16 protein-coding genes and 1 pseudogene are annotated in these 21728 nt (G+C 39.6%); 8 read left to right on the top strand and 9 right to left on the bottom strand.

Translation table 11 applies throughout. From position 1 onward, the window contains the following. The first annotated feature begins 12 nt into the window (after positions 1-12). From M0M83_RS12675 to M0M83_RS12665, 3 genes are all read left to right on the top strand, one after another. Positions 13-561 (top strand): elongation factor P hydroxylase, encoded by a 549-nt coding sequence (locus M0M83_RS12675; RefSeq protein ID WP_125891342.1) that lies wholly within the window; start codon positions 13-15, stop codon positions 559-561. A gap of 28 nt (positions 562-589) precedes the next feature. After that, the gene (locus tag M0M83_RS12670) at positions 590-862 is read left to right on the top strand and encodes a YfcL family protein (protein WP_004257217.1); all 273 of its coding nucleotides are present in this window, start codon (positions 590-592) and stop codon (positions 860-862) included. A 73-nt stretch (positions 863-935) separates the two neighbouring features. After that, complete coding sequence (locus M0M83_RS12665) at positions 936-1451, top strand: GNAT family N-acetyltransferase (RefSeq protein WP_213913208.1); 516 nt, start codon at positions 936-938, stop codon at positions 1449-1451. Positions 1452-1455: 4 nt separating this feature from the next. On the opposite strand, the gene mnmC is transcribed toward M0M83_RS12665, so the two are convergent. Beyond that, a complete protein-coding gene (gene mnmC, locus M0M83_RS12660) occupies positions 1456-3495 on the bottom strand; it encodes a bifunctional tRNA (5-methylaminomethyl-2-thiouridine)(34)-methyltransferase MnmD/FAD-dependent 5-carboxymethylaminomethyl-2-thiouridine(34) oxidoreductase MnmC (protein ID WP_248466675.1) in 2040 nt (679 codons plus the stop codon). Between the two features lie 201 nt (positions 3496-3696). Between mnmC and fabB the strand changes: the two genes are divergently transcribed. Beyond that, entirely contained in the window at positions 3697-4911 is a 1215-nt protein-coding gene (gene fabB, locus M0M83_RS12655; RefSeq protein ID WP_125891339.1) for a beta-ketoacyl-ACP synthase I, read from the top strand. A gap of 55 nt (positions 4912-4966) precedes the next feature. Here the strand turns inward: fabB and M0M83_RS12650 are convergent, their stop codons facing one another. From M0M83_RS12650 to M0M83_RS12635, 4 genes are all read right to left on the bottom strand, one after another. Next, positions 4967-5428, bottom strand: coding sequence for a hypothetical protein (locus tag M0M83_RS12650; protein ID WP_248466674.1), 462 nt, complete (start codon positions 5426-5428; stop codon positions 4967-4969). A gap of 505 nt (positions 5429-5933) precedes the next feature. Further along, complete coding sequence (locus M0M83_RS12645) at positions 5934-7442, bottom strand: tripartite tricarboxylate transporter permease (protein ID WP_213913211.1); 1509 nt, start codon at positions 7440-7442, stop codon at positions 5934-5936. Positions 7443-7453: 11 nt separating this feature from the next. Next, positions 7454-7885 carry a tripartite tricarboxylate transporter TctB family protein gene (locus M0M83_RS12640; protein ID WP_213913212.1) on the bottom strand — a complete coding sequence of 144 codons (432 nt, stop codon included), beginning with the start codon at positions 7883-7885 and terminating at the stop codon, positions 7454-7456. An 11-nt stretch (positions 7886-7896) separates the two neighbouring features. After that, complete coding sequence (locus tag M0M83_RS12635; RefSeq protein ID WP_125891335.1) at positions 7897-8871, bottom strand: Bug family tripartite tricarboxylate transporter substrate binding protein; 975 nt, start codon at positions 8869-8871, stop codon at positions 7897-7899. 311 nt (positions 8872-9182) lie between these two features. Between M0M83_RS12635 and tctD the strand changes: the two genes are divergently transcribed. After that, the gene (gene tctD, locus M0M83_RS12630; RefSeq protein ID WP_094962689.1) at positions 9183-9851 is read left to right on the top strand and encodes a transcriptional regulator TctD; all 669 of its coding nucleotides are present in this window, start codon (positions 9183-9185) and stop codon (positions 9849-9851) included. Beyond that, complete coding sequence (locus M0M83_RS12625) at positions 9848-11275, top strand: sensor histidine kinase (protein ID WP_248466673.1); 1428 nt, start codon at positions 9848-9850, stop codon at positions 11273-11275. The genes tctD and M0M83_RS12625 overlap by 4 nt, the downstream gene beginning before the upstream one ends. Before the next feature lie 66 nt (positions 11276-11341). Here the strand turns inward: M0M83_RS12625 and M0M83_RS12620 are convergent, their stop codons facing one another. Continuing rightward, positions 11342-11974, bottom strand: a complete 633-nt coding sequence (locus M0M83_RS12620) for a hypothetical protein (protein WP_248466672.1) — start codon at positions 11972-11974, stop codon at positions 11342-11344. Positions 11975-12251: 277 nt separating this feature from the next. Here M0M83_RS12620 and M0M83_RS12615 point away from each other — a divergent pair. Further along, positions 12252-12440 (top strand): annotated as a pseudogene (locus M0M83_RS12615) (histidine kinase); the annotation flags it as partial. 67 nt (positions 12441-12507) lie between these two features. Here M0M83_RS12615 and M0M83_RS12610 read toward each other — a convergent pair. The 3 genes from M0M83_RS12610 to M0M83_RS12600 form a co-directional block, all read right to left on the bottom strand. Next, the gene (locus M0M83_RS12610) at positions 12508-14553 is read right to left on the bottom strand and encodes a hypothetical protein (protein WP_248466670.1); all 2046 of its coding nucleotides are present in this window, start codon (positions 14551-14553) and stop codon (positions 12508-12510) included. A gap of 254 nt (positions 14554-14807) precedes the next feature. Continuing rightward, positions 14808-19472, bottom strand: a complete 4665-nt coding sequence (locus tag M0M83_RS12605; RefSeq protein WP_248466669.1) for a tetratricopeptide repeat protein — start codon at positions 19470-19472, stop codon at positions 14808-14810. Between the two features lie 355 nt (positions 19473-19827). Further along, the gene (locus tag M0M83_RS12600) at positions 19828-20748 is read right to left on the bottom strand and encodes a DMT family transporter (protein ID WP_248466668.1); all 921 of its coding nucleotides are present in this window, start codon (positions 20746-20748) and stop codon (positions 19828-19830) included. A 100-nt stretch (positions 20749-20848) separates the two neighbouring features. Here M0M83_RS12600 and M0M83_RS12595 point away from each other — a divergent pair, with 100 nt between their 5' ends. Further along, a complete protein-coding gene (locus tag M0M83_RS12595) occupies positions 20849-21658 on the top strand; it encodes a helix-turn-helix transcriptional regulator (RefSeq protein ID WP_213913216.1) in 810 nt (269 codons plus the stop codon). The last annotated feature ends 70 nt before the right edge of the window (positions 21659-21728 follow it).

Genomic DNA, 21728 nt, shown 5'->3' with positions numbered 1-21728 from the left:
TTTAAATTATTCATGAGTACACATAATTATCAGGATCTAATCAATATCTTTGATGAATGCTTTGGTGTGACATATAACACTAGGCTGGTAAAAGGGGATGATGAACCCATTTATTTACCCGCAGATGAGGCTGTGCCTTATCACCGAATTGTATTCGCACACGGCTTTTTCACCAGTGGATTACATGAAATCTCACATTGGTGTATCGCAGGGGAAGCAAGGCGCCAACAAGTTGATTACGGCTATTGGTATTGCCCTGATGGGCGAGATGAAAAAACACAGTGTGAGTTTGAAGTGGTGGAAATCAAACCTCAAGCACTTGATTGGTTGTTTTGTGTTGCTGTTGGCATTCCATTTAATGTCAGTTGTGACAACTTAGAAGGGGATTTTGAGCCTGACCGCATTGCGTTTATGCGCAAAGTTCATGCCCAAGTGATGCTTTATTTAGAAAATGGCATCCCTGAGCGCCCATTACGCTTTATTAATGCGTTACAATTGTTTTACAATACGCCACCTCTTTGTGCAGAAGCTTTTCCTTACCCGGAAGATATTTTTGCCTAATGAACACACAATATAGTAAGGATTAAGCATGCTTGCGGATTTAGAAACACGCATACTAACGAAAATTGATGATATGGTTGAACACGCGAGTGATGATGAGCTCTTCGCTGGCGGCTATTTGCGTGGTCACTTAACCCTTGCTGTAGCTGAACTGGAAGAAGAAAACGAAACCAGTTCTGAAGCATTATACCAACGTGTTGAAGTCAGTATTCAAAATGCCATCAAAGCAGGCGAATTGACGCCACCAGACCAAGTATTGGTATTAGATATGTGGAAAAACTTATTAAATAACGCAATTTAATTTTATAGAGTTCTGCATGAAAAGCGGGGAAACCCGCTTTTTTGTTAGCTAAATTTTGTTGTAGGTAAACATTATGGCGAATATTCGTTTAGCAACCCCCTTTGATGCCAAGCACCTTCCTGCTGTAGAAGCTTCTGCAGGGCAGGCGTTCTCGAGTGTCGAAAAATATCAATGGCTTGCTGAGGGAGAGGGACAAACAGAGCAAGACCACCTCGGCTTTATTTCAGCGCAATTAGAATGGGTTGTGGTGAATGATTGTGATGAACCAATTGGCTTTATCAATGCTGAAAATCATCATCATAGCCTGCATATTTGTGAGGTTTCTGTTTGCCAGCAATGGCAAGGTCAGGGGCTGGGTAAAAAGTTGATTAAGCAGGTTCTTGATGCCGCTTTGGCACGCAAGATCACGGTAGTGACATTGACCACTTGCCGTGATGTGCCTTGGAATGCACCTTATTACCAACGCTTAGGTTTTAAAATTCTTGAAATTAATGAGCTAACCACCGAGTTACAGGCTATTTTACAATCTGAGGTCGATGCAGGGTTTGCAGCTGAAGACCGCTGTGCAATGGCTATTTCATTAACTTAATGTATTAATAAGGGAGTTTAATAGGGCGACCTAATAATAATTTCCTTACCCAAAAACGGTTTGGGTTGAGTTCTGCAAGGGTTTCATCGTCAAATGGGAGCACTTGCCCAAAAATTTGGGCGGCAAGTAATTCTGCACAAAGTGGGGCGGTTGATAACCCTCTTGACCCTAATGCACCAAAAATAAATAAATTTGGGTGAACAGGCGCTAGGGCGATGGGCTGTTGCTTGGCGATTTTAGTCGGTAAATCATGATAGTGCGCCAAATGTTGCTCGAAATCAGGCACATTTCCTACCAAAGGGAAGTGGTCACGAATAACACAACGAATACCTTGGCGTGAATGTTGCTGGGAAATATCGATATCCCTAGGCCAAGTCACATCGGGTAGGTTATCAACCAGTTTTTGGCGGTTTCCTTGTTGTTCTTCCTCACTATAATCTAAATCAAGTCGTTCACGCTGATAACTAGCGCCTAAGCAATGTTGCGCGCCAGAGGCATCGGCTGGCGTTAAATACCCTTCAAAACACAAAACATTTTTCAGCTGTTGTAGCGTATGATTGGTTGGAATATGGCTGACTTGCCCACGCACAGGTGAAATGGGTAAATTAACGGTTTGTGTAAATTGGCGCAACTTGTGCCCATTAGCAATGATGACTGTTGAGTGAACACGTGTTAGCTGTTTGTATTGTGCCGTTTCAATTAATAACTGCCAATCTTGTTCCGTTTGTTTTAATTCAACGACACTATGTTCAAAACAGAAGTTGACTCCCTGTTGTTGCAAATATTGTTGCAAACTCTCACACAGTTGAGCAGGGCACAGCCATCCTCCAGAAGCATAATGAATGCCATCATGGTTGACATCAACGCCGCAAATATCACTCAGTTGCTGACGATTTTTACCAATCGCAAAATCAGCCGGCCACTCGGTTTCTAACATTCCTGCTATTTTGCGAGCCACTTTGTCGTTATAGGCTAATTGGCTCACACCACACCATTGACCTTCAAATGCGAGCCCTTGTTTGGCCAGCTGATGATAAAAACGAGAGGCAAAAGGGAAAGCGCTGACAAAAAAGCGTTCAAGGGGGTCGTTAGTGCCAGTGAGTAAGGGGTAAATAGCCCCTTGGCGATTACCTGAAGCATTCTGCGCAACTTGGACGTCTTGGCAATATAGGGTAACTTTTGCACCGCGATGATGAAGGGCGTAGGCCGCTGCTAAACTGGCGAGCCCACCACCAATGATAGCGACATCAGCTGGGTTATCTGCTTTTCGTCTTGCAAACCAAGGCGTTGGGATATCAATTTCTTTTTCGGCTAATACACCCGTTAACATCTCTCGCTTGTTGCCAAAGCCTTTGACCTTTTTAAGGGTGAAGCCAGCTTGTTGTAGGCCTCGCTTGACCGCGCCTGCTACGGTAAATGTGGCAAAAGTCCCATTAAGGCGGGCTAAGTTTGCCATGTTAGTGAACAGCTGTTCACTCCACATTTCGGGATTTTTTGAGGGGGCAAAACCATCTAAAAACCATGCATCTATCTTATTGTTTAAATTATTTTTCAGTAAAGAAATGTGCTCATTAACATCGCCAAACCATAAATCTAATATGACATGGCCATTTTCTAATATGATCCGCTGGTTACCCGGTAAAGCTTGTGGCCAGCTATCACAAAGGGATTGCGATAAGGCAGCAAGTTCAGGCCAACAGTGATGTGCTGCGATTAAATCTGTTTTTGTTAATGGGTATTTTTCGAAGCTGATGAAATGCAATTGCTGTAATGTTGCATTGGGGTTTGCGGCTTTAAATTGATTAAAAGATTGCCACAATGCTAAAAAATTCAAACCGGTACCAAACCCTGTTTCGGCAATTACACAGGTTGCAGAAGGGTGCGTAGCAAAACGGCCAGGAAAATGATTTCCTTGCAAAAAAACATGGCGAGCTTCTTCTAAGCCATTTTGGTTAGAAAAATAGATATCTGCAAACTGTTCAGACATGGGGGTGCCTTCGTCATTCCAACTTAGGCGTGCGGTTTGTACAGCGTTCTTTTTCACGATAAGCCTACATTGTTTATATAATTCCTAAATTTTACCGCTGATATCGGTGTAAGGCTACCTTCATAAAAAAGTCTCATTCGCGTCACAAAGAAAAAAATACAAATATTTACCCTGATCGGACTTGTTCAGCGTACAAGTGTAAGCTAAAGTGACACCCTGTAATCCCGCAATCATATAATTATAGACATGAGGTAACGAATGAAGCGTGCAGTCATCACTGGTCTAGGTATTGTTTCCAGCCTTGGTAATAACCAGGAAGAAGTACTGGCTTCTCTGAAGGAAGGTCGTTCCGGGATCACTTTCTCAGAAGAATTCAAAGAGGCAGGGCTACGTAGCCATGTCTGGGGTAATGTCAAAAATTTAGACCCAAAAGACTTAATCGACCGTAAGATTTTCCGTTTTATGAGTGATTGCTCCGCCTATGCTTATTTATCGATGGAACAAGCGATTGCGGATTCAGGTTTAGCTGAAGAACAAGTTTCAAATTTACGCACAGGTATCGTTGTAGGCTCGGGTGGTGGTTCTCCACGTAACCAAGTAGCGGGTTCTGACGGTATGCGTGCGAAAGGTTTACGTGGTGTGGGCCCATATATGGTGACCCGTGCAATGGCATCGGGTATTTCTGCCTGTTTAGCAACGCCTTTCAAAATCAAAGGTGTAAACTACTCAATCAGTTCTGCTTGTTCAACATCAGCGCACTGTATCGGTCATGCGGTTGAATTAATTCAATTAGGCAAACAAGATGTGGTTTTCGCAGGTGGCGGTGAAGAACTGAGCTGGGAAATGACCTGTGAGTTTGATGCGATGGGCGCATTGTCGACTAAATACAATGAAACGCCAGACAAAGCATCAAGAACTTACGATAAAGACCGTGATGGTTTCGTTATCGCAGGTGGTGGCGGTATCGTTGTTGTCGAGGAATTAGAACATGCGTTAGCGCGTGGTGCACATATCTACGCTGAAATTGTCGGCTATGGTGCGACCTCTGACGGTGCAGACATGGTTGCCCCTTCAGGTGAAGGTGCGGTGCGTTGTATGCAAATGGCAATGCAGGGCGTTGATAAAATTGATTATATCAACACACACGGTACGTCAACGCCAGTGGGTGACACCAAAGAGTTAGAAGCTATCCAAGAAGTGTTTGGTAGCCATTCGCCTGCAATTTCTGCAACGAAAGCGATGAGTGGTCACTCATTAGGCGCTGCGGGTGTACACGAAGCGATTTACAGCTTACTGATGTTAGAGCACGGCTTTATTGCACCAAGCATTAACGTCGAAAACTTAGACGAGAAAGCTGCTGGCTTGAACATCGTGACTAAACCAACGGAACAAGCACTGGAAACCGTCATGTCTAACAGCTTCGGTTTCGGTGGAACTAACGCCACATTAGTGATGAGCAAATACAAAGCGTAATTTGTATTAGCCTAAGGTATTAAATAAGCGAGAACTTCGGTTCTCGTTTTTTTGTTTAATCACTACCTCCGCCATCAGCTCCCCCTGAATCGGATGATGAACAATCAGAAATTGAGTTATCATTAGAACAATAATGGCTACTTGAGCGGTGGTTATCATCACTGGATGCGCAGTCATAATAAGGGGGCGTGTAGCTTGAACTCGAATTATTTGAATTCACTCGATATGCAGTTTCTTTCACATTTTTACGCACTTCAAATATTTGACTTTTGCCTTTCGACCAACCAATAGTCACCAAAGTGGTATTTTTCTTTACGCTGATATGCAGAATTTTACCACAAAAAATATGTATTTTACCCAGCGCTTTTATTTCGATATAACCGCTGTCTTTTTCCGTGATAGTTACGGGTTTTTGGCTATGAATAGTGTAACGGTCGCCATAGACATCAATGGTACGCGTATACGCTAGCGGTTTCGGCTGGATGTTAAAAAGGACGAAAAGTAATCTATCGAACATTGTGTTTTATGTTTTAATAAATGAGATGACTAAAATAATTGATTGACGCTATTCAATATATCGTCATTATCTTAATCAATGACTTATTAATGACTGAGTGAAGATACATCATTTTATTAAATTTTTTTATCCAAAACAGTGACATGATATTAGCTCAATTTTTAGATGAATAGAGGAAATTATATGAGTGTAACAAGGTTTCATGCGGCTATTTGGATGCAGGATTTTAAAATTTTAGGCAAGGCATTATCTCGTTATATTCGCAGTAAATTTAGTAAAATGATTAGTAAAATACATAATATTGAGAATCCATTTCCACTACATAGAAATGCTCCATAGCGGCCAAGTACTATCACTAGTTCGCCATCAAAGTATGTCTATTATGGCGAGGGAACTCGTGATGAAAATGTGGTTTTACTTAGCTATATAAGACTCTCTACTTATTAATAAAAAATGCCCCAAATACACTGGGGCAAAGTTTTACAGAGATTGTATGAACACTTAATTACGATGAGACAGTGGATTGTTTACGTTTACGAATACGCTTTATAATCGGTGGTAGAATTAGTACTAATACCGCAAGTGTTAATAAACTTTGAGAAATCGTACTGCTCCAAAGAATATCGAAATTACCATTACTGATGGACAGTGAACGGCGTAAGTTTTGTTCTAACATTTCACCGAGTACAAACCCTAAAATTAATGGTGAAAGTGGGAAGTTCATTTTTCGTAGAATAAACCCAAATACACCTAGCCCCATCATCAGTAACAAATCAAACGTTGTACTGTGAACGGCATACACCCCTACAGCAGAAATGCAAGCAATAGCAGGGACTAAAAACCATAATGGCACCGTTAACATACGCGTGAATAAGCCAATTAATGGAATATTCATGATGAGTAGGACTACGTTAGCAATCAACAGAGCCGCAATTAACCCCCAAACAATATCAGGTTGTTCAGTAAACATCCCTGGGCCTGGGGTGATATTGTAGAGCGTTAGCGCCCCCATCATGACCGCTGTGGTTCCTGAACCCGGCACACCAAGGGTTAACATTGGGATAAATGAGCCACAGGCAGAGGCATTATTGGCCGCTTCTGGTGCTGCGACACCGCGAACATCGCCATTACCAAAATCCCCTTTCTCACCACTGATTTTCTTTTCCGTCATATAAGTGATAGCGCTGGCAATGGTGGCTCCCGCTCCCGGAAGAACGCCAACAAAGAAACCGATAAAAGAAGAACGTAAAGCCGGGCCAGCACACGCTTTAGCTTCTTTGCGATTGAACAGCATTCGGCCTGTTTTGCGGATCAGACCTTGGCCTGTCGCTGTGCCTTCGAGCATCAATAAAATTTCGCTGACAGAGAACAAACCAATAACTACGACGATAAACTGCACACCATCCGATAAATGTACGCTATCGAACGTAAAACGATATTCCCCAGAGTTGGCATCCACTCCGACTGTGGCGAGTGATAACCCCATTAAGGCCGCCAATAGTGATTTGATTGGGTTTTGGCTCATCATGCTACCTAAGCAGGCAATGGCAAAAACCATTAAGGCGAAATATTCGGCAGGGCCAAAGGCGAGTGACCATTGCGCAAGCAAGGGAGCGAATAGAATTATCCCTACAATCGCAATTGTTGAACCAATGAACGAACTGACCGCAGAAATAGAGAGCGCGACACCACCTTTTCCTTGTTTTGCCATAGGATAACCATCTAGCGTGGTCATGATGGCAGCGGCATCGCCAGGAACATTGAGTAAGATTGATGATATACGTCCGCCATATTCACAACCTAAATAAACTGTGGCGAGTAAGATTAATGCAGATTCAGCAGGTAATTTCAGTGCAAAAGCCAACGGCAGCAAAATTGCGACGCCATTGATAGGGCCGAGGCCGGGAAGCATCCCCACGATAGTCCCAATAAAGCAGCCGATTAAGGCGATCAAGATATTTTGAGGAACCAGTGCGACCTCAAAACCTTGAGATAGATACATCCAAGTTTCCATGATTTCGCTCCTTAACTTAGCAAGCTGCCAATAGGCAAGGTTACATCTAGCCATTTATCAAAGGCATAGAACAAAAAGATACCTAAGATAGGGCCTGAAATAATCGCGGCGATGGGCGTCGCACCAAATAGCAGGGCAATACTGATGGTGAGTAAAGTGGTTGCAATTGGGAATCCTAACCATTCAAAAGCCCATGCATAGATCACGAGTGCAACGACTAATAAAACTAAACGGCGTAATACATAGGGTTTTGGCCACTCAACGGCTTCTTGCTTGCCAAATAATAAGGCAAGAGCACAAAGCGCCATTAAGGAGAGTATGACAACCGGAAAAGGGCGGGGGCCCAGTGGTTCGTAGGTAAACTCACTTTGGATCCCCCAGCCAATATAAATTCCGATAGCACACAGTATTAGCCAAACTATGGCAAATATGCGTTGGCTCATCGTTCACTCCGTTATTTGGCTAAACCGAAAGCACGGGCTTGTTCACGATACTGCTCGATCTCTTTTTTGACATAGCTATCGAGTTCTTGCCCGGTTAAGTTGTATTCAAATAAACCACGCAGTTCGCGTTGTTTTTTGAATTCGTCGGTTTGTTGCAATTTTTGGAAGGCTTCAACCCATTGGTTATAATCTGCATCAGACACTTTTGGACCCATATAGAAACCGCGAATGATTGGCCAGACAATGTCATACCCTTGTTCTTTTGCTGTAGGGATATCGGATAACCCATCACCAAGGCGTTTGTCTGCGTAGACGGCAAGGATACGAATTTTACCTTCATTGATATATGGCGTCATTTCGCTGATATCCCCTGAAAGTACCTGAATATGGTTACCCAGCAGCGCGGTTAAGGTTTCACCGCCTCCTTCAAAAGCGACATAACGCATTTTGCGAGGGTCAATGTCTATCGCTTTTGCGAGTAAAGCCGTTTTCATCCAGTCTTGGCTACCAATAGATCCTCCCGCCCCAAATACGATGCTATTAGGGTCTTTTTTGAAGGTATCCATTAAATCTTTGAGATCTTTATAAGGGGAGTCAGCTCGAACGGCAATCATGCCGTAGTCACTGCCAACGCTGGCAAGCCAACGCACATCATTTTCGTTATAGCGGCCAAATTTACCTTGTGCAAGGTTGAGCAATGACCCCCCGGAGAACGCAACGATGGTGCCGGGTTCCGCAGGGCGCTGAGCAACAATCGCGTTATAAGCGACCGCGCCAATACCGCCTGGCATATAGGTCACGCGCATCGGTTTTTCAATTTCTTTGGTTTCAAGAAGAGATACTTGTACTAACTTACAGGTTAAATCAAAACCACCGCCAGGTTTGGCGGGGGCAATACATTCTGTACGTTCGGGTAGGGCGTTTGCAGAGTTAATGCCAACTAAAAATATTGCTGTTGCTAAGGCCTTCAGTGTGAATTTTTTCATTCTTTTTTCCTTACTAAGACAATAATTAGAGGTAAAAATTGCTTACTTCTTGTTGTATTCGTATGACATCATTGCCCGATGAAGCTTTCATTTACCTTTCATTAACAAATATTATTATTTTTATGTGATATATATCAGATTGTTTTGTATTTTTACTTTTTTGTTATGTTAATTTAATGTTAAATTAATCACGTTAATAGTGTTTGTTAGCAATAGTTGTGATGGACACAGTAAAAATGGTCACATTTGCTTTCCATTCATCCAATGGAATGCCAACGTATACTGATAAATAATTATAATGAGTATGCGGCATGAGAATTTTATTGGTTGAAGACCATGACGAATTGTCATTATGGTTACAAAAAGCGTTATCATCATCTGGGTTTGCGGTTGATGTTGCCAGTGATGGCGCAATAGCGGACCAACTATTGCAGACTGAGCACTATGAATTAGTCGTGTTAGATGTATCACTTCCGAGAATGAGTGGGCTTGAGGTATTAGCGCAAATGCGTAAACGCCATCAAGAAACCCCTGTTTTGTTATTAACGGCGAATTCAGACGTGGCCGACCGTGTACAGGGGCTAAATGCGGGGGCTGATGACTACCTGACAAAACCTTTTGACATTGCGGAATTAGAAGCGCGACTTCGTGCTTTATTGCGACGCAGCCAAGGGAAAGTCAATGAGTCACAACAGTTTGGATTACTGAGTTACCATGAGGATGGCTATTTTTTATTAGGCGAAGAGCCTCTCGGCTTAACACCAAGAGAATATGCGGTGTTAAACACATTATTTCATCGGCGAGGACGTCCTGTTTCTAAAATGCAATTATTTGAACAGGTCTTTTCGTTATCTGATGAAGCCAATTTACAAAGTATTGAATTATATGTTCATCGTGTAAGAAAAAAGCTTGCCGGTTCAGATGTTAATATCAATACTTTACGCGGATTGGGATACCGATTAGAGCAGTGTAGTGTATGAAATTAGTCTCTCATCCACGCTCTCTCTTTCATCAGTTGCTGCTCTTTTTCGGTATCCCCCTCATTTTATTGGGCAGTTTTTCGGTTTATACCCACTATTACAGTGCAAAAAATGCCGCAAATTTAGCCTATGACCGAACCTTATTAGCTTCAGCACGGACAGTTGCAGAACGTTTGCAAGTAATCGATGGGCACCTCTCTGTGAGTGTGCCTTATGTCGTGCTTGATAGTTTTGAACTAAATAATAATGACCGAATTTTTTATCAAGTAATCTCCCCTGACGGTGAAACTATCTCCGGTTATGACGATTTGCCGCCAATTCCCGCTTATTGGATGCGTTCACAGCATTATACTGCGCTAGTTTATTTTTATGATGCGCAGTATAAGGGCTTGCCTATCCGTATTGCTGCGTTTTATCAACCTATTAATGAAGATGGAATAACGGGGATGGTTGAAATCCGTGTAGCGGAAACGGTCTATTCACGACAAGATCTCGCTAACCAATTGTTAATCTCTGCTTTGATGAGCCAAGGCACAGTGGTGTTGTTAACCTTGGTTCTTGCCTATATCCTATTGAGTAAGTTACTGGCACCGTTGAAAAAATTGTCTCATTTAATGTTAGGGCGTTCTGCTAATGATTTAACGCCATTGCCAGATTTACTGCCGTGGTCTGATTTATCACCGCTTATTGATGCATTAAACCGGTATATTTCCCGCCTAAAGCGGATGGTTAGACGACAAGAGCGATTCAGTGCAGATGCTTCTCATCAGCTTAAAACTCCACTTACGGTGCTTAAAACGCAAGTTTCTGTGGCGATTAATAGTACAGATGAAACCCAACGGCAACAGAGTTTACAAGCCATTGAAAAAACACTCGATAATACGATTGTTCTGACTGATAGGCTTTTGCAGCTATCGCGATTAAAAGCTCATGAAAAAGAGGCCATTGCACAGTACCGAGCCATAAATTTGGTCGAAATTGTTCATCAAGTCTGTTTTACTCGGCTATCCCAAGCAGAAAGCCAAAATATTGACTTAGGCTATGAAGGCGCAGAAACGGCATGGATCAAAGGAGAACCGATTTTACTCGCAGAGATGTGTGCAAATTTAATTGATAATGCCATCAAATATACACCTGAAAATGGGGAGGTCACCGTCCGAGTGGTCAGTAGTGACGACCATTTTCATTGGGTCTTGGAAGTGGAGGACTCAGGGCCAGGGATCCCTGATGCTAAAATTAACCGTTCAATGGAAGCATTTACACGTTTAAATAATGCATTAGGGAAGGAAGGCGCGGGGCTTGGATTGGCGCTCGTAAAAGATATTGCGCGCTATCATGGTTCTGAACCTCAATTATTAAAAAGTAAATTACTTAATGGATTATTGGTTAGAATCGCATTTAAAGCCAGCCAAGCGCCGTGGTAAGAAAAGCGCCCTTACTAAGGCGTTTCTCTGGTGACAAAGTCTAAACGCAGTAAAAGCTAGATACGTTTAGTTGCGCATTGACATTAGTATCTGCGGTAGTTTGTTATTTGAAAGTTCGTGTTTAAAATCACAGGTTATCGTGTTTTGTTCGAGGCTTGCTATTGAGGATGATAATAATGATTCTGAATCTAACGTATTGTCTTCATTAAGAAAAATATTAGCTATAGCTAGCGCTGTGTCATTTTCTAATTTATTAATAAATGTCTCTATTGATTCTATTTTTAGATCTGTATTGTAGATTTCATCGAGCAAAGCTGATATGTCTTGGGAAATCAAATTTGAATCATTATTTTCTGAGTGGTCTTGAATGTATGTCACGAGGTCATTTTTTGTATTAGCAAGCTTTTCTTCTAGTAAATATGTAGTATCAACAGATTCTGATTTCAATTTTTGTATTTTATTTAATTGTAAGCGTTGATTAGTGATATTTAACAATGCATATTTAATCGTTTGACAATAGTTTTCCTCGCTGACATTAGATGTGACAGATTTTAATGGAATATAATTATATACGTTAGAAATAAAGTTATCTCTTACTGCAGTTAGATATTCTTTCTCACGTAATATCTCAGATATATTAGTATTATTTTCACTCTGTTGTAATTCTTGGTTAGTATTTAGGGTTAAATTTGAAATCATAGTAAACACTCCATGTTAATGGTTTTTAAATGTTTCATCACTGTGGTCGTAGTTAATTAATATAACCTACTTAAAATGATGTGACTAATTTTTATTTGGTATGAAAGTATTATTGATATCATTTGAAATATTGTTTGGTATTCAAAGATGATTTTTAAAATCTAACTATATATTTAAAAGTGGAACGATTTTATTTGATGGGTTTTTTATTTCAATAATATTCAGATAGCTCCGCGGCTTGTATAAGTAGAATTGTAATTTGGAATGCCCCCCTAAAATTAACCGTTCAATGGAAGCATTTACACGTTTAAATAATGTCTTAGGGAAGGAAGGCGCGGGGCTTGGATTGGCGCTCGTAAAAGATATTGCGCGCTATCATGGTTCTGAACCTCAATTATTAAAAAGTAAATTACTCAATGGATTGTTAGTTCGAATCGCATTCAAAGTTAGCCAAGCGCCTTTTTAAAAAAAACCACCCAATACGGTAGGTGGTTTCAATCGCAGTGAAATAGTAAATCTAATGAGAATACGCGTTAATATTGTGATGGGGCAAATATAGGCATTGATTTATTATGCAAGGGTTGGTGGTTAACATCACTCGCAATCGTGTCTTGTGGAAACTCAGCGATGATCGATGATAATAACGCTCCTAGGTCTTTATCATTTCCATCGTTATCAACGACGTTGAGGTTGATTTTATCCGAGTTCTTGTTAATCGTGGTTTCAATTGATATGATTTTTGTTTTTTTGTTAATTAATTCAATAAGTAAAGGTGTAACTTCTGAAGAAATTGATTTTTTGTCTTTATTTTCTGAGTGGGTATAAATGTATAGAGATATCTCTTTCTCGGTCTGAGCAATTTGTTTTTCTAAAGCATGTATATCATTAATGAATTCGCGTATTTCTGAATGTCCTTTTGAGTCGTACAGTTTTGATAACGCGCCTAATTGCTCAGTTAAGTTTAATAAGGAATACATTTTATATTGAACCGTTTGATAATATGTATTTTCATCAATTGTAGACGACGCTGATTTTAAGGGGATCTTTATACGAATGTTAGAAATTAAACTATTTATTTCATTTTTCAATAGCTTCTTTTCCACGGCTAGCATGTAGATATTATCTGTATTTTCACCAAAGTTATTAATGTAAGAACCTAGCTTATTTTTTGGCTGAGAAAATTGTTGTAGATGATTATTAAACTCTAAATTAATAAATTTTTGTAGTGTTTTTGTTCTAAGAAATTCATCAGAAAACTGGGTCGCTAACTCTTCAATATTATCACGGGTATTTTTCTCCTGAGCTAACAGTCTATTTTCAATGATGTAATTTTCTAAATCTTCTTTTATATTTAGTATGTTTCTTTCTAGCTGAGACCGATGGATCAAATATGTGGACTGGTCGTAATATAAACCGGCGTCTTTTTTCATTTCTATGTTGATACGTAGTTCAATTTTGTCGAACAACTTTTCTAATTTATTTTGAATGTCTTGTTGGTATTTTGTTTGTCGGTCAGAGCCATATGTGAATAGCGCATTAATGGATAAGATATGATTATCTAATTTTTTTTGGGCATTAATTTTTAATGTTTTTAAATTATCAATGGATTTTGATAACTCAGTAAGTAGCTTAAACTCCTTATTGTTTTTGAAATTCTTTTCAAGGTAGTTACTGTTAAAACCGTTGTCTTGTTCAATGTGGTTATGAACATCATCCAAGTATTCAAAGCTTTTTATTTTATCAAAACTATGGTGTAAATATTGAATTTTTGCATATTGAGTATTTAATTTTGTCGTATGTTTTATCAATTTATTGATAGTATTATTGCTAGCAGAGTGCATTACTCCATCATTATTAAGTTTCTTTAGCAATTTTTCTACGTTGTTTTTACTTTCTTTAGCATCATTGTATAAATTATGTATATCTCCTTCTGCGTAGAGTGCTTTTTGCATCAAGGTAAGCTTAGACTGCATGTTTTCAGTGGTTTTATGCAGATATTTTCGCGATAAATGGTAACTATTATTTAGGTTAGCATTAATTTGGTTAAGTTCTGAACTGATGGCATTTAGAATAATAGGATTTTTTTGATGTGAAATTTCATCAGGTGAAATAAAATGGTCTTCCATATCATTCTGTAAACTCAATAAATCGGCTTCATATCGGTCAATTAAATGGGACTTATTGAGACTCATAGACTCTGAAATTTCTGAAATCGTATAATAGCCTTGCTTGTTTGTCTGTTTACTGTGTAAAAACTGTAGCGCTTCGAAGTTTTTTTCTTGGTTTTCGGCTTGTACGGAAAGTGTATGTTCTATATTTTTTAATTCATTCAATTCATCAGAACCCGCCGTTTTAAATTTACGTTTTAAATAATCAATTTTATTCATTAAGTGGCGAATGTTTATACTATTTTGTTCTACGTTTTCTCGAACACTTTGATATGTTTTTTCTAGGTAAATGGTATTTGTGGGTGGTTTTTTACTAATAGATAAGATTGTTGAATAGTCTATCTCCTTATATATATCTTGGCTTTTTATACTTCCCAATGATTTATGCGATTTATTAAATGTTGAAATCATAGTAAACACTCCTTGTTAATAGATTATTTAAATCTGCCGATATGCAGACGCAAATAAAATATAATCTAACGATGGGAGGAGGACTAATTTTTATTTAATATGAAAATTTAATTAATATAACTCAAAATCATTAGCTAATAATTTTTTAGTTATATTATAAGTAGCTGCTATAAAAGACGATTTTGGTGGATGTAAAAATGATGATTGTAGATGGATGAAGGCGCTAAAGTTAATTAGCGCCTTAGCGTTATGGCTTATTGATTTAACATACTAAAGTCCCATTCTTTTAATGCTTTGATTGAGTCTTTGTCGAGGTATTTAGCACCCAGTTCAAGGTAGTCATGGGCTTTTTGGATATCTTCTTTACTTTTGCTACCGACCCAGCCGTTATAATACATATAAGCAAGTTTGTATTTTGCCATTGCATGGTGGGTGCCTTGTTCTAGGTCTGTTATATCGTAGTATTTAGCCGCTTTAACATAGTCTTTTGGTATGCCTTGGCCAAAGTAGAGCATATCGCCGGCGAGGTGGGCCGTGTTACTGTCATTTTGTTGTGCGCCTAAATCAAAGTAATAAAGCGCTTTCGGGAAGTCTTTTTCAATGCCGCGCTCGTTATCTTTACGATACAGATTACCTAAAATGTTATAAGCGCGAGGATAGCCATTTTTCCCTGCTAATTCATAATAATAGATCATCTTTTGCGTATCTTCAGGCACGTGCTCACCACGGGCATAGGCGATACCTAATGAGAAGGCTGACATTTTATCGCCTGCCTCAGCTTCGACACGCTGTTTTTCAATTTGCTCGGCAAAGCGGCCATATTTCTCATAGGCTTTTTCATCGGCAACTTGTTGCTCAACCGCTTGTTTATCTTGCGCTGAAAGTGTATCCATTAGCTCAATAGAACTTGGTTTTTTATCAAGTTGTAATGCATAGTAATAGGCTTGCTTGGCATCGCCTTTTTCGACATAAGCCTTATAAATCGAACCAAGTGCATGAGTAGGATGGTAATTTAGCGAAATTTGGTACCATTCGATGGCTTTGTCGATATTTTGTTCAACATTACAATCGCCTTTTAAATAGGTGGTTCCCATCTCTTCGGAAAGGCTCTCAGGATAATGAATATAATGTTTGTCGGTATTTTTCTGGAAATTGCTTTTTTCAATCCATTCCTTCAAATATCGGCTCGCTTTATCCATATCCACATTATCGCTGTTACTACAATATTGGCCGGGATAATAGATTTGATAGAGTTTTTTCGTTGCCGCTAAATCACCCTTATCGTAAGCCCGTTGTAAATAGGTTAAGGCTTTAGCGTTATCACTATTTACATAATAGTAATAAAGGTCAATTAAAGCTTGGGTACGAGTATTTTCTTCACTTAACAGCAGCGCTAAGTATTTTTGTTGATCTTTGGGACGATTGAGCTCCCTTTTTTTATCTTCAATTCCATTTTTGTATAAATCCCCCAATGCATTAAAGGCTTCATTCGAAAGCTTATTATCGCTTGATTTCATTCCTTCTTGTAGATATTGAATCGCTAAATCATATTCAGGAGAGTTCGTGAGAATTTTGTTATCATATAAATACGTTTCGGCTAATTGAACTTTAGAGAAAAGGTCACCTTTCGCTGTGCCATCAATATAATTTTGGCGTTTTGTTTGGTTATCTTCAGTCACGGAATCAAGAGATTGATAAGCAGCTAAATTGCCAGCGTCGATACTTTTCTTATACCAATCTTGCGCTGCGAGATCTCGGCCGCGCGTACTATACCAATCGCCAAGTTTAATATAAGCGCTTATATCGCCTTTTTGGGCAGGGACCACGAGGGTTTCATAGGCTTCAATATAATCACCAACCCGTTTTGGATTAGAATGTTTTCTTAGATAAACAATAGCTTCATCCCAATCAGGTTCCATTACCCAAGCGTTTTTTTCTTCATTCAGTACGCCCATATATCGCATTTCACTATAGAGTGCGATGGCGTAGTCATTACCTTCATCACTCGCTTGTTTTAGGTACTTAGCCGCTTCCCAAAAGTCTTCTTTGACACCTCGCCCATAGAAATAAGCTCGACCCACTTTGTATTTCGCAGAAGGGCTGTCATTGAGCATTTTCATGCCAATATCATAATCATCCATATACCTGATAAATTCATTGCCCCAACTTCCTGCTTTCAGGTAATACTCACGTGCTTTTTGTCGATTGATATCAACAAGCTGGCTGCCTTTTAAATATTGGTGTGCCAGTTTACGGGTATAGTCTTGACTACCAATAGCGGCTAATTGGGCGTAATAACCTAAGATTTTGGCTTTATTTGTATTGATAAATTGATCTTGCTGGTAATAATCAATAAGTTCTTCAAGTGCACTTTCTTGATTGAGTTTTGCACTTTTCTCTAGATATTCAAGCCATTTTTTCTGGTCGATTTTCTGCCCATAGTTACCATATTTATAAGCATTTGCGAGTGTACGTAACGCATCTGGGTCATTCTGTTTCACTTTTTCTAGAATATTGGCAAATGAAGCTTTGGATTTTTCAATTTCTCTTTTACGTGATTTTAAGAAGCTAAAATCAGGATCAGAAATCTGATTGTAATAGAAAAGGGCAGTATCATAATTGGCATCTTCCCCGTAGTTACCTTCTTGATAAATTTCCCCTAATTCATATAAACAACGGTTGTTCTTCAGTGCCGCACATTTTTTATATTGAGGAATTAAATCTTTTACGGTAAGCCCAGTAATTTGTTGGAAGCGAGATTTATAATATGCCTTATCATTGTGGTAAGTGACGCCATCAAGGTTCTGTGCGATATATAAATAAGCTGATGAACTACCTAATTCTCCGGCTTTTAAAATATAATCGTACAATGGTTTTATTTCAGCATCACTTAAAGTGTCAACATTCGTTAATTGATTAAGTTTGTTTATCCCATATAAATAAGTGATATCAGCATCATTATTAATAAGCGGTTCAATTAATTTTTGTGCTTCGGCATGGTTATCGTATAACGCCATTTTTACCAATATTGCTTTTGTATCAGCGCGATTTAAACCCACTTTTAATAAAACATCTTGGGCGGTTTGTAGCTCATGTGGACGTAATTCAGCTTGTGCTTGAGATGAATAGAGTACATTGCTAATCAGGTTAGCGATTTTATCGATCTCTGTTGGTCGATATTTTAATAATGCAGCAGCATAATAAACCTGGCTATTATAATTTTGTTTGATTGATTTTTCATATAAATCAAAAGCCTGATCACTATTTTTCTCAGCATCTTCCTTTAGTAAATAGTCAGCATATAAATAAGCTAAGGAATAATTTTCGCGTTTAATTATATCTTCTTTGAGGATATCAATAATCGTTTTTTCATCGATAAGTGCTTTAATATCATAGCGATAATATATTTGAACCAATAAGCGCTCAGCGGTTGATGGGTAACCGTTTTCATTAAGGTTGTCGATGAGTAATTTAGCGGCTTTCTGCACATCCTGCTTAGTACCAAAAGCATTAATATAATAACGCGCTAATTGCATCTGAGCATCATAATTGGGGTCAATGCGATTTGCTTTTTCTAACGCGGCGAAGGCTTTTTCTGGCGAAAATAATGGGCTACCTTTAACACTATAAACATCACTTGCCGCCTCTAACGCTTCTGCGGAGTTCGGGTACTTTTCCATTAAAATAGGGGTATATTTGGCGACAATATCACTCAGTTTTTTGTTTGGAAAATCGTAACTGGAAATTGCTCTCTGGTTGATGGTAACAAGTGCGTTTAAATCGCCAAGGTCTGCGGCAGCGGTGAGATATTTTTCAGCTAAAGCATCATTTCGCTTAACATCGCTAAATGTACGGCCAGAATACACGTTATAGGCTTGATACATCGCGGGAGGATATTGACCATCAGCGGCATCAGTTAAATCTTGAATACGATCTTTGTCGGCTTGGTAATTTAAAAATAAGGCTTTAGGTTGTTTTGCGTCTACAAGGGGGCGGATATAAGCCATTGCACGGTTTTTATTTCTCCTAACACCATCGCCAGTCATGTATTTTTGGTACAACACATAGATGGCGTTCTCATCACCACGGCTCGCCCGTTCCTCTAAATTAGTAATGACCGCTTGCTTCTCTTCTTCTGTTTGTGAACCATACAATGATAAAGGCCCTGGTTCTAATTCATCTGCGTCAGAAATGTATTCTAATGCAGAGGAGAAAGAGAGGCGTTCGTACTTTTTAGCGAGTAATGGGTTCGGTGGTACACCGTTACCGCCATCCTTATAAATCGAGGCAAGCAGCATAGCGGGTAAGGGAAAATCGTTGCTGACAAGTGGTGTTAATATATCAACGGCTTTCTTACTGTCATTGTCAAAGTCATGGGCGATATAACCTAAAGCAAATTTGGCCAGTTTTGAGCCTTGGTCAGAAGCTAAAGTGAAATATTGGCGAGAAAGTTCAATATTTTGCGGAACTTCTTCGTATTTATCAGCTAAATAAATACCACCAACCATTTCTTGTGCTTCTTTTACACCGAGGTCAGCGGCTTTCGTTAAAGAAGTTAACCCGTTTTCATCTGTAGAAGTGTCTTCTATCATGTGCTTATAGCGGAAAAAACCAAGGTTATATAATGCATTTTTATTGTTAGCTTCTGCTGCCTTAATTAACCAGTGTTGAGCTGCCACATCATCGACATTTGTACCAATACCGTCTTTATACATCATGGCTAATGCAAAAGCGGACTGTGCGTCTTGCTCTGCTGTTTTTTGGAACTGTTCAAATGCAGCTTGAGACTCACCTTGTTGATATAAATCATAGCCTAATTGGGAGGGAGAGGATGAGTTGGTGTTATTGATAAAATAAATGCCAGTGGCTACAGCAATTATTATCAATATGAACAACCCAACTTTAAACGCCTTAGTCATTGTTATTCCTTATTATAGTGGTTACTTGCCACGCTCCATTTAGGTTTATCGCGTTATCATGGCTTATTGAGTGGAGTTGCTACTCCTAAAGAGGTATTTGATTTTGTTTAAGTCTAATTGTAATCCTAGAAGATTCAATCGGATTTTCCCTTATCTGGAACATGGTAATCCGATAAAACATATCAATGATGAGCGAGTTAAAGGTGAATTGAAGATATTTTAAATGTCACAAAGTATGAATGGTGAAGAAAACTAACGGGAAAATGAAGAAAAAATAGAGGGGATTTCAAACATAGCCCCACGGTGTGGGGCATATGAGTGACGACATTGCATTTATTGCTTTTATAATTCTATTCTACTGGCAAGAATCCTCTTGAACCACCTTTTTTTCACGGCGGAATAATTCTGTCAGTGGAGTGCGTAATTGTTGCGCTAACATGACCCCAAGCAATACCACTCCACCACCGATTAAATGGTAGCTTTTTAATTCTTCACCTAAGGCGAAAATAGCGATAATGGCAGTGAAAACAGGGGCGAGATTCATAAAAATAGAGGTTGTATTCGCACCAAGACGCATGACACCTTGTATCCATAAAGCAGGTGCAATAATGGAAGCGGCAATACCCGCAAACATCACTAAACCAATATTTTGGCTGTTCAGAGAGACATCTTCAGCGAATAAGAAATTAGGGAGTAGCATGATCACGCCAAAGAAAATTTGAACGTAAAGTGCATCCCAACTCGATAACTGAATTGACCAACGCTTAGTCAGAACACCGTACAGGGCGTATGCTGCAGAGGCAACCAACATCATGGCTTCCCCTTGGCCTAAGCCTTGAGAGAATAACGCACTTGGGCTTCCTTGGCTCACTAGCCACACTAATCCACATAATGAGAGAATTGAACCGAGCACAATCCCTACGGTAGGAATAACGCGTAGCACAAAGATACTAATAATGACGGTCAATAATGGGATCATCGAGTTCATAATTCCCATGAAGGTGGCGCTCACACTGTGTGCGGCATAATAAGCCAAACTTTGGTATAGCATCATCCCTAAAGCGCCTAAAATGGCGAGTTGCCACCAATGTTTCATGACCATTTTAAAATTTCGAAGCACAGAACGTAATACAAAAGGGGTCATGACAAGAAATGCCAGTGCCCACCGGTAAAATGAGATTGCCGCAGGGTCAATGGCAGTTGACGCCGCTTTGTTAACAATGGCGTTAACTGACCATAATAAAACCGCAATGAGCGGAAAAAGAAGATTTTTCATTAAAACACTCTCCCATATTGAATGGGCGCTAGTATACATCTGTCCGATTTTTTATATATACTGATAATCAGACAATCGATAACGCTTTTCAGACAGGACTATGGAAAACTTAAAATCAGACATCTGGCAAATTAGTGAATGTAATATCGTAGAGCCCGAATTGGTGGCTTTTCGTCACGAGCAAACAGCGGCTCTCACTGAGTATAAATCCCATTCACATCCTTTTGGACAAATGCTGTATGTGGTTTGTGGCATCATGGAAATGGAGGTGGCAGGCCAACATTATTTAGCGCCACCAGAATTTTGCATTTGGATCCCTGCCAACATCTCCCATGCTAGCTTTAATAAAGAAAGTGTCAAATTTCGGATCATAGATTTTTCACATGAATACAACCAAGTGCTTGCTCAACGGCCTTGTGTGATTAAGCTTAGCCCTATATTTCAATCAATTATGACGGATATGTACCAACGCGGTATTGTTCAACCTGAAACCGAGCAAGACCTGCGTTTGGCGCATGTGTTGATTGACCAATTTCCATTGTCTTCCTGCCAAGACACCTATTTACCAGTTTCAAAAGACAAATTTCTTGCCCCCATTTTATTAGAGTTACAAAGCGACCCAGCCGATAACACGACATTAGCACAATGGGCGAAACGCTATTACACATCGGAACGCACGTTATCAAGACGCTGCCAACAAGAGCTAGGGATGTCATTTAGTGAATGGCGCCAACGCTTGCGATACCTACATGCGGTTGCAGGGCTAGAAAAAGGGAAGAGTGTACATGAAGTCGCACTTGATGTTGGATACAGTTCGGCATCCGCTTTTATTGCAATGTTCCAGCAAATATCAGGGGTGACACCAGACCGTTTTCGAGTGAAAGAATTTGCCGTAGAAGGCAACCTCTAATAGGCATCTGGCTTAAACCGTGGCAAAATATTGTTCCACCTATCTATATAACGACACAATACAAAAAAGT

Origin of the sequence: Providencia rettgeri, assembly GCF_023205015.1 — a bacterium.
GTDB classification, from domain to species: Bacteria; Pseudomonadota; Gammaproteobacteria; order Enterobacterales; family Enterobacteriaceae; genus Providencia; species Providencia rettgeri_E.
This window is presented reverse-complemented; position numbering and strand designations above follow the sequence as displayed.

Coding starts and splice junctions, on each gene's coding strand:
- M0M83_RS12675 (WP_125891342.1), top strand. CDS start 13: ATGAGTACACATAATTATCAGGATCTAATCAATATCTTTGATGAATGC.
- M0M83_RS12670 (WP_004257217.1), top strand. CDS start 590: ATGCTTGCGGATTTAGAAACACGCATACTAACGAAAATTGATGATATG.
- M0M83_RS12665 (WP_213913208.1), top strand. CDS start 936: ATGGCGAATATTCGTTTAGCAACCCCCTTTGATGCCAAGCACCTTCCT.
- fabB (WP_125891339.1), top strand. CDS start 3,697: ATGAAGCGTGCAGTCATCACTGGTCTAGGTATTGTTTCCAGCCTTGGT.
- M0M83_RS12650 (WP_248466674.1), bottom strand. CDS start 5,428: ATGTTCGATAGATTACTTTTCGTCCTTTTTAACATCCAGCCGAAACCG.
- M0M83_RS12645 (WP_213913211.1), bottom strand. CDS start 7,442: ATGGAAACTTGGATGTATCTATCTCAAGGTTTTGAGGTCGCACTGGTT.
- M0M83_RS12640 (WP_213913212.1), bottom strand. CDS start 7,885: ATGAGCCAACGCATATTTGCCATAGTTTGGCTAATACTGTGTGCTATC.
- M0M83_RS12635 (WP_125891335.1), bottom strand. CDS start 8,871: ATGAAAAAATTCACACTGAAGGCCTTAGCAACAGCAATATTTTTAGTT.
- tctD (WP_094962689.1), top strand. CDS start 9,183: ATGAGAATTTTATTGGTTGAAGACCATGACGAATTGTCATTATGGTTA.
- M0M83_RS12625 (WP_248466673.1), top strand. CDS start 9,848: ATGAAATTAGTCTCTCATCCACGCTCTCTCTTTCATCAGTTGCTGCTC.
- M0M83_RS12620 (WP_248466672.1), bottom strand. CDS start 11,974: ATGATTTCAAATTTAACCCTAAATACTAACCAAGAATTACAACAGAGT.
- M0M83_RS12610 (WP_248466670.1), bottom strand. CDS start 14,553: ATGATTTCAACATTTAATAAATCGCATAAATCATTGGGAAGTATAAAA.
- M0M83_RS12605 (WP_248466669.1), bottom strand. CDS start 19,472: ATGACTAAGGCGTTTAAAGTTGGGTTGTTCATATTGATAATAATTGCT.
- M0M83_RS12600 (WP_248466668.1), bottom strand. CDS start 20,748: ATGAAAAATCTTCTTTTTCCGCTCATTGCGGTTTTATTATGGTCAGTT.
- M0M83_RS12595 (WP_213913216.1), top strand. CDS start 20,849: ATGGAAAACTTAAAATCAGACATCTGGCAAATTAGTGAATGTAATATC.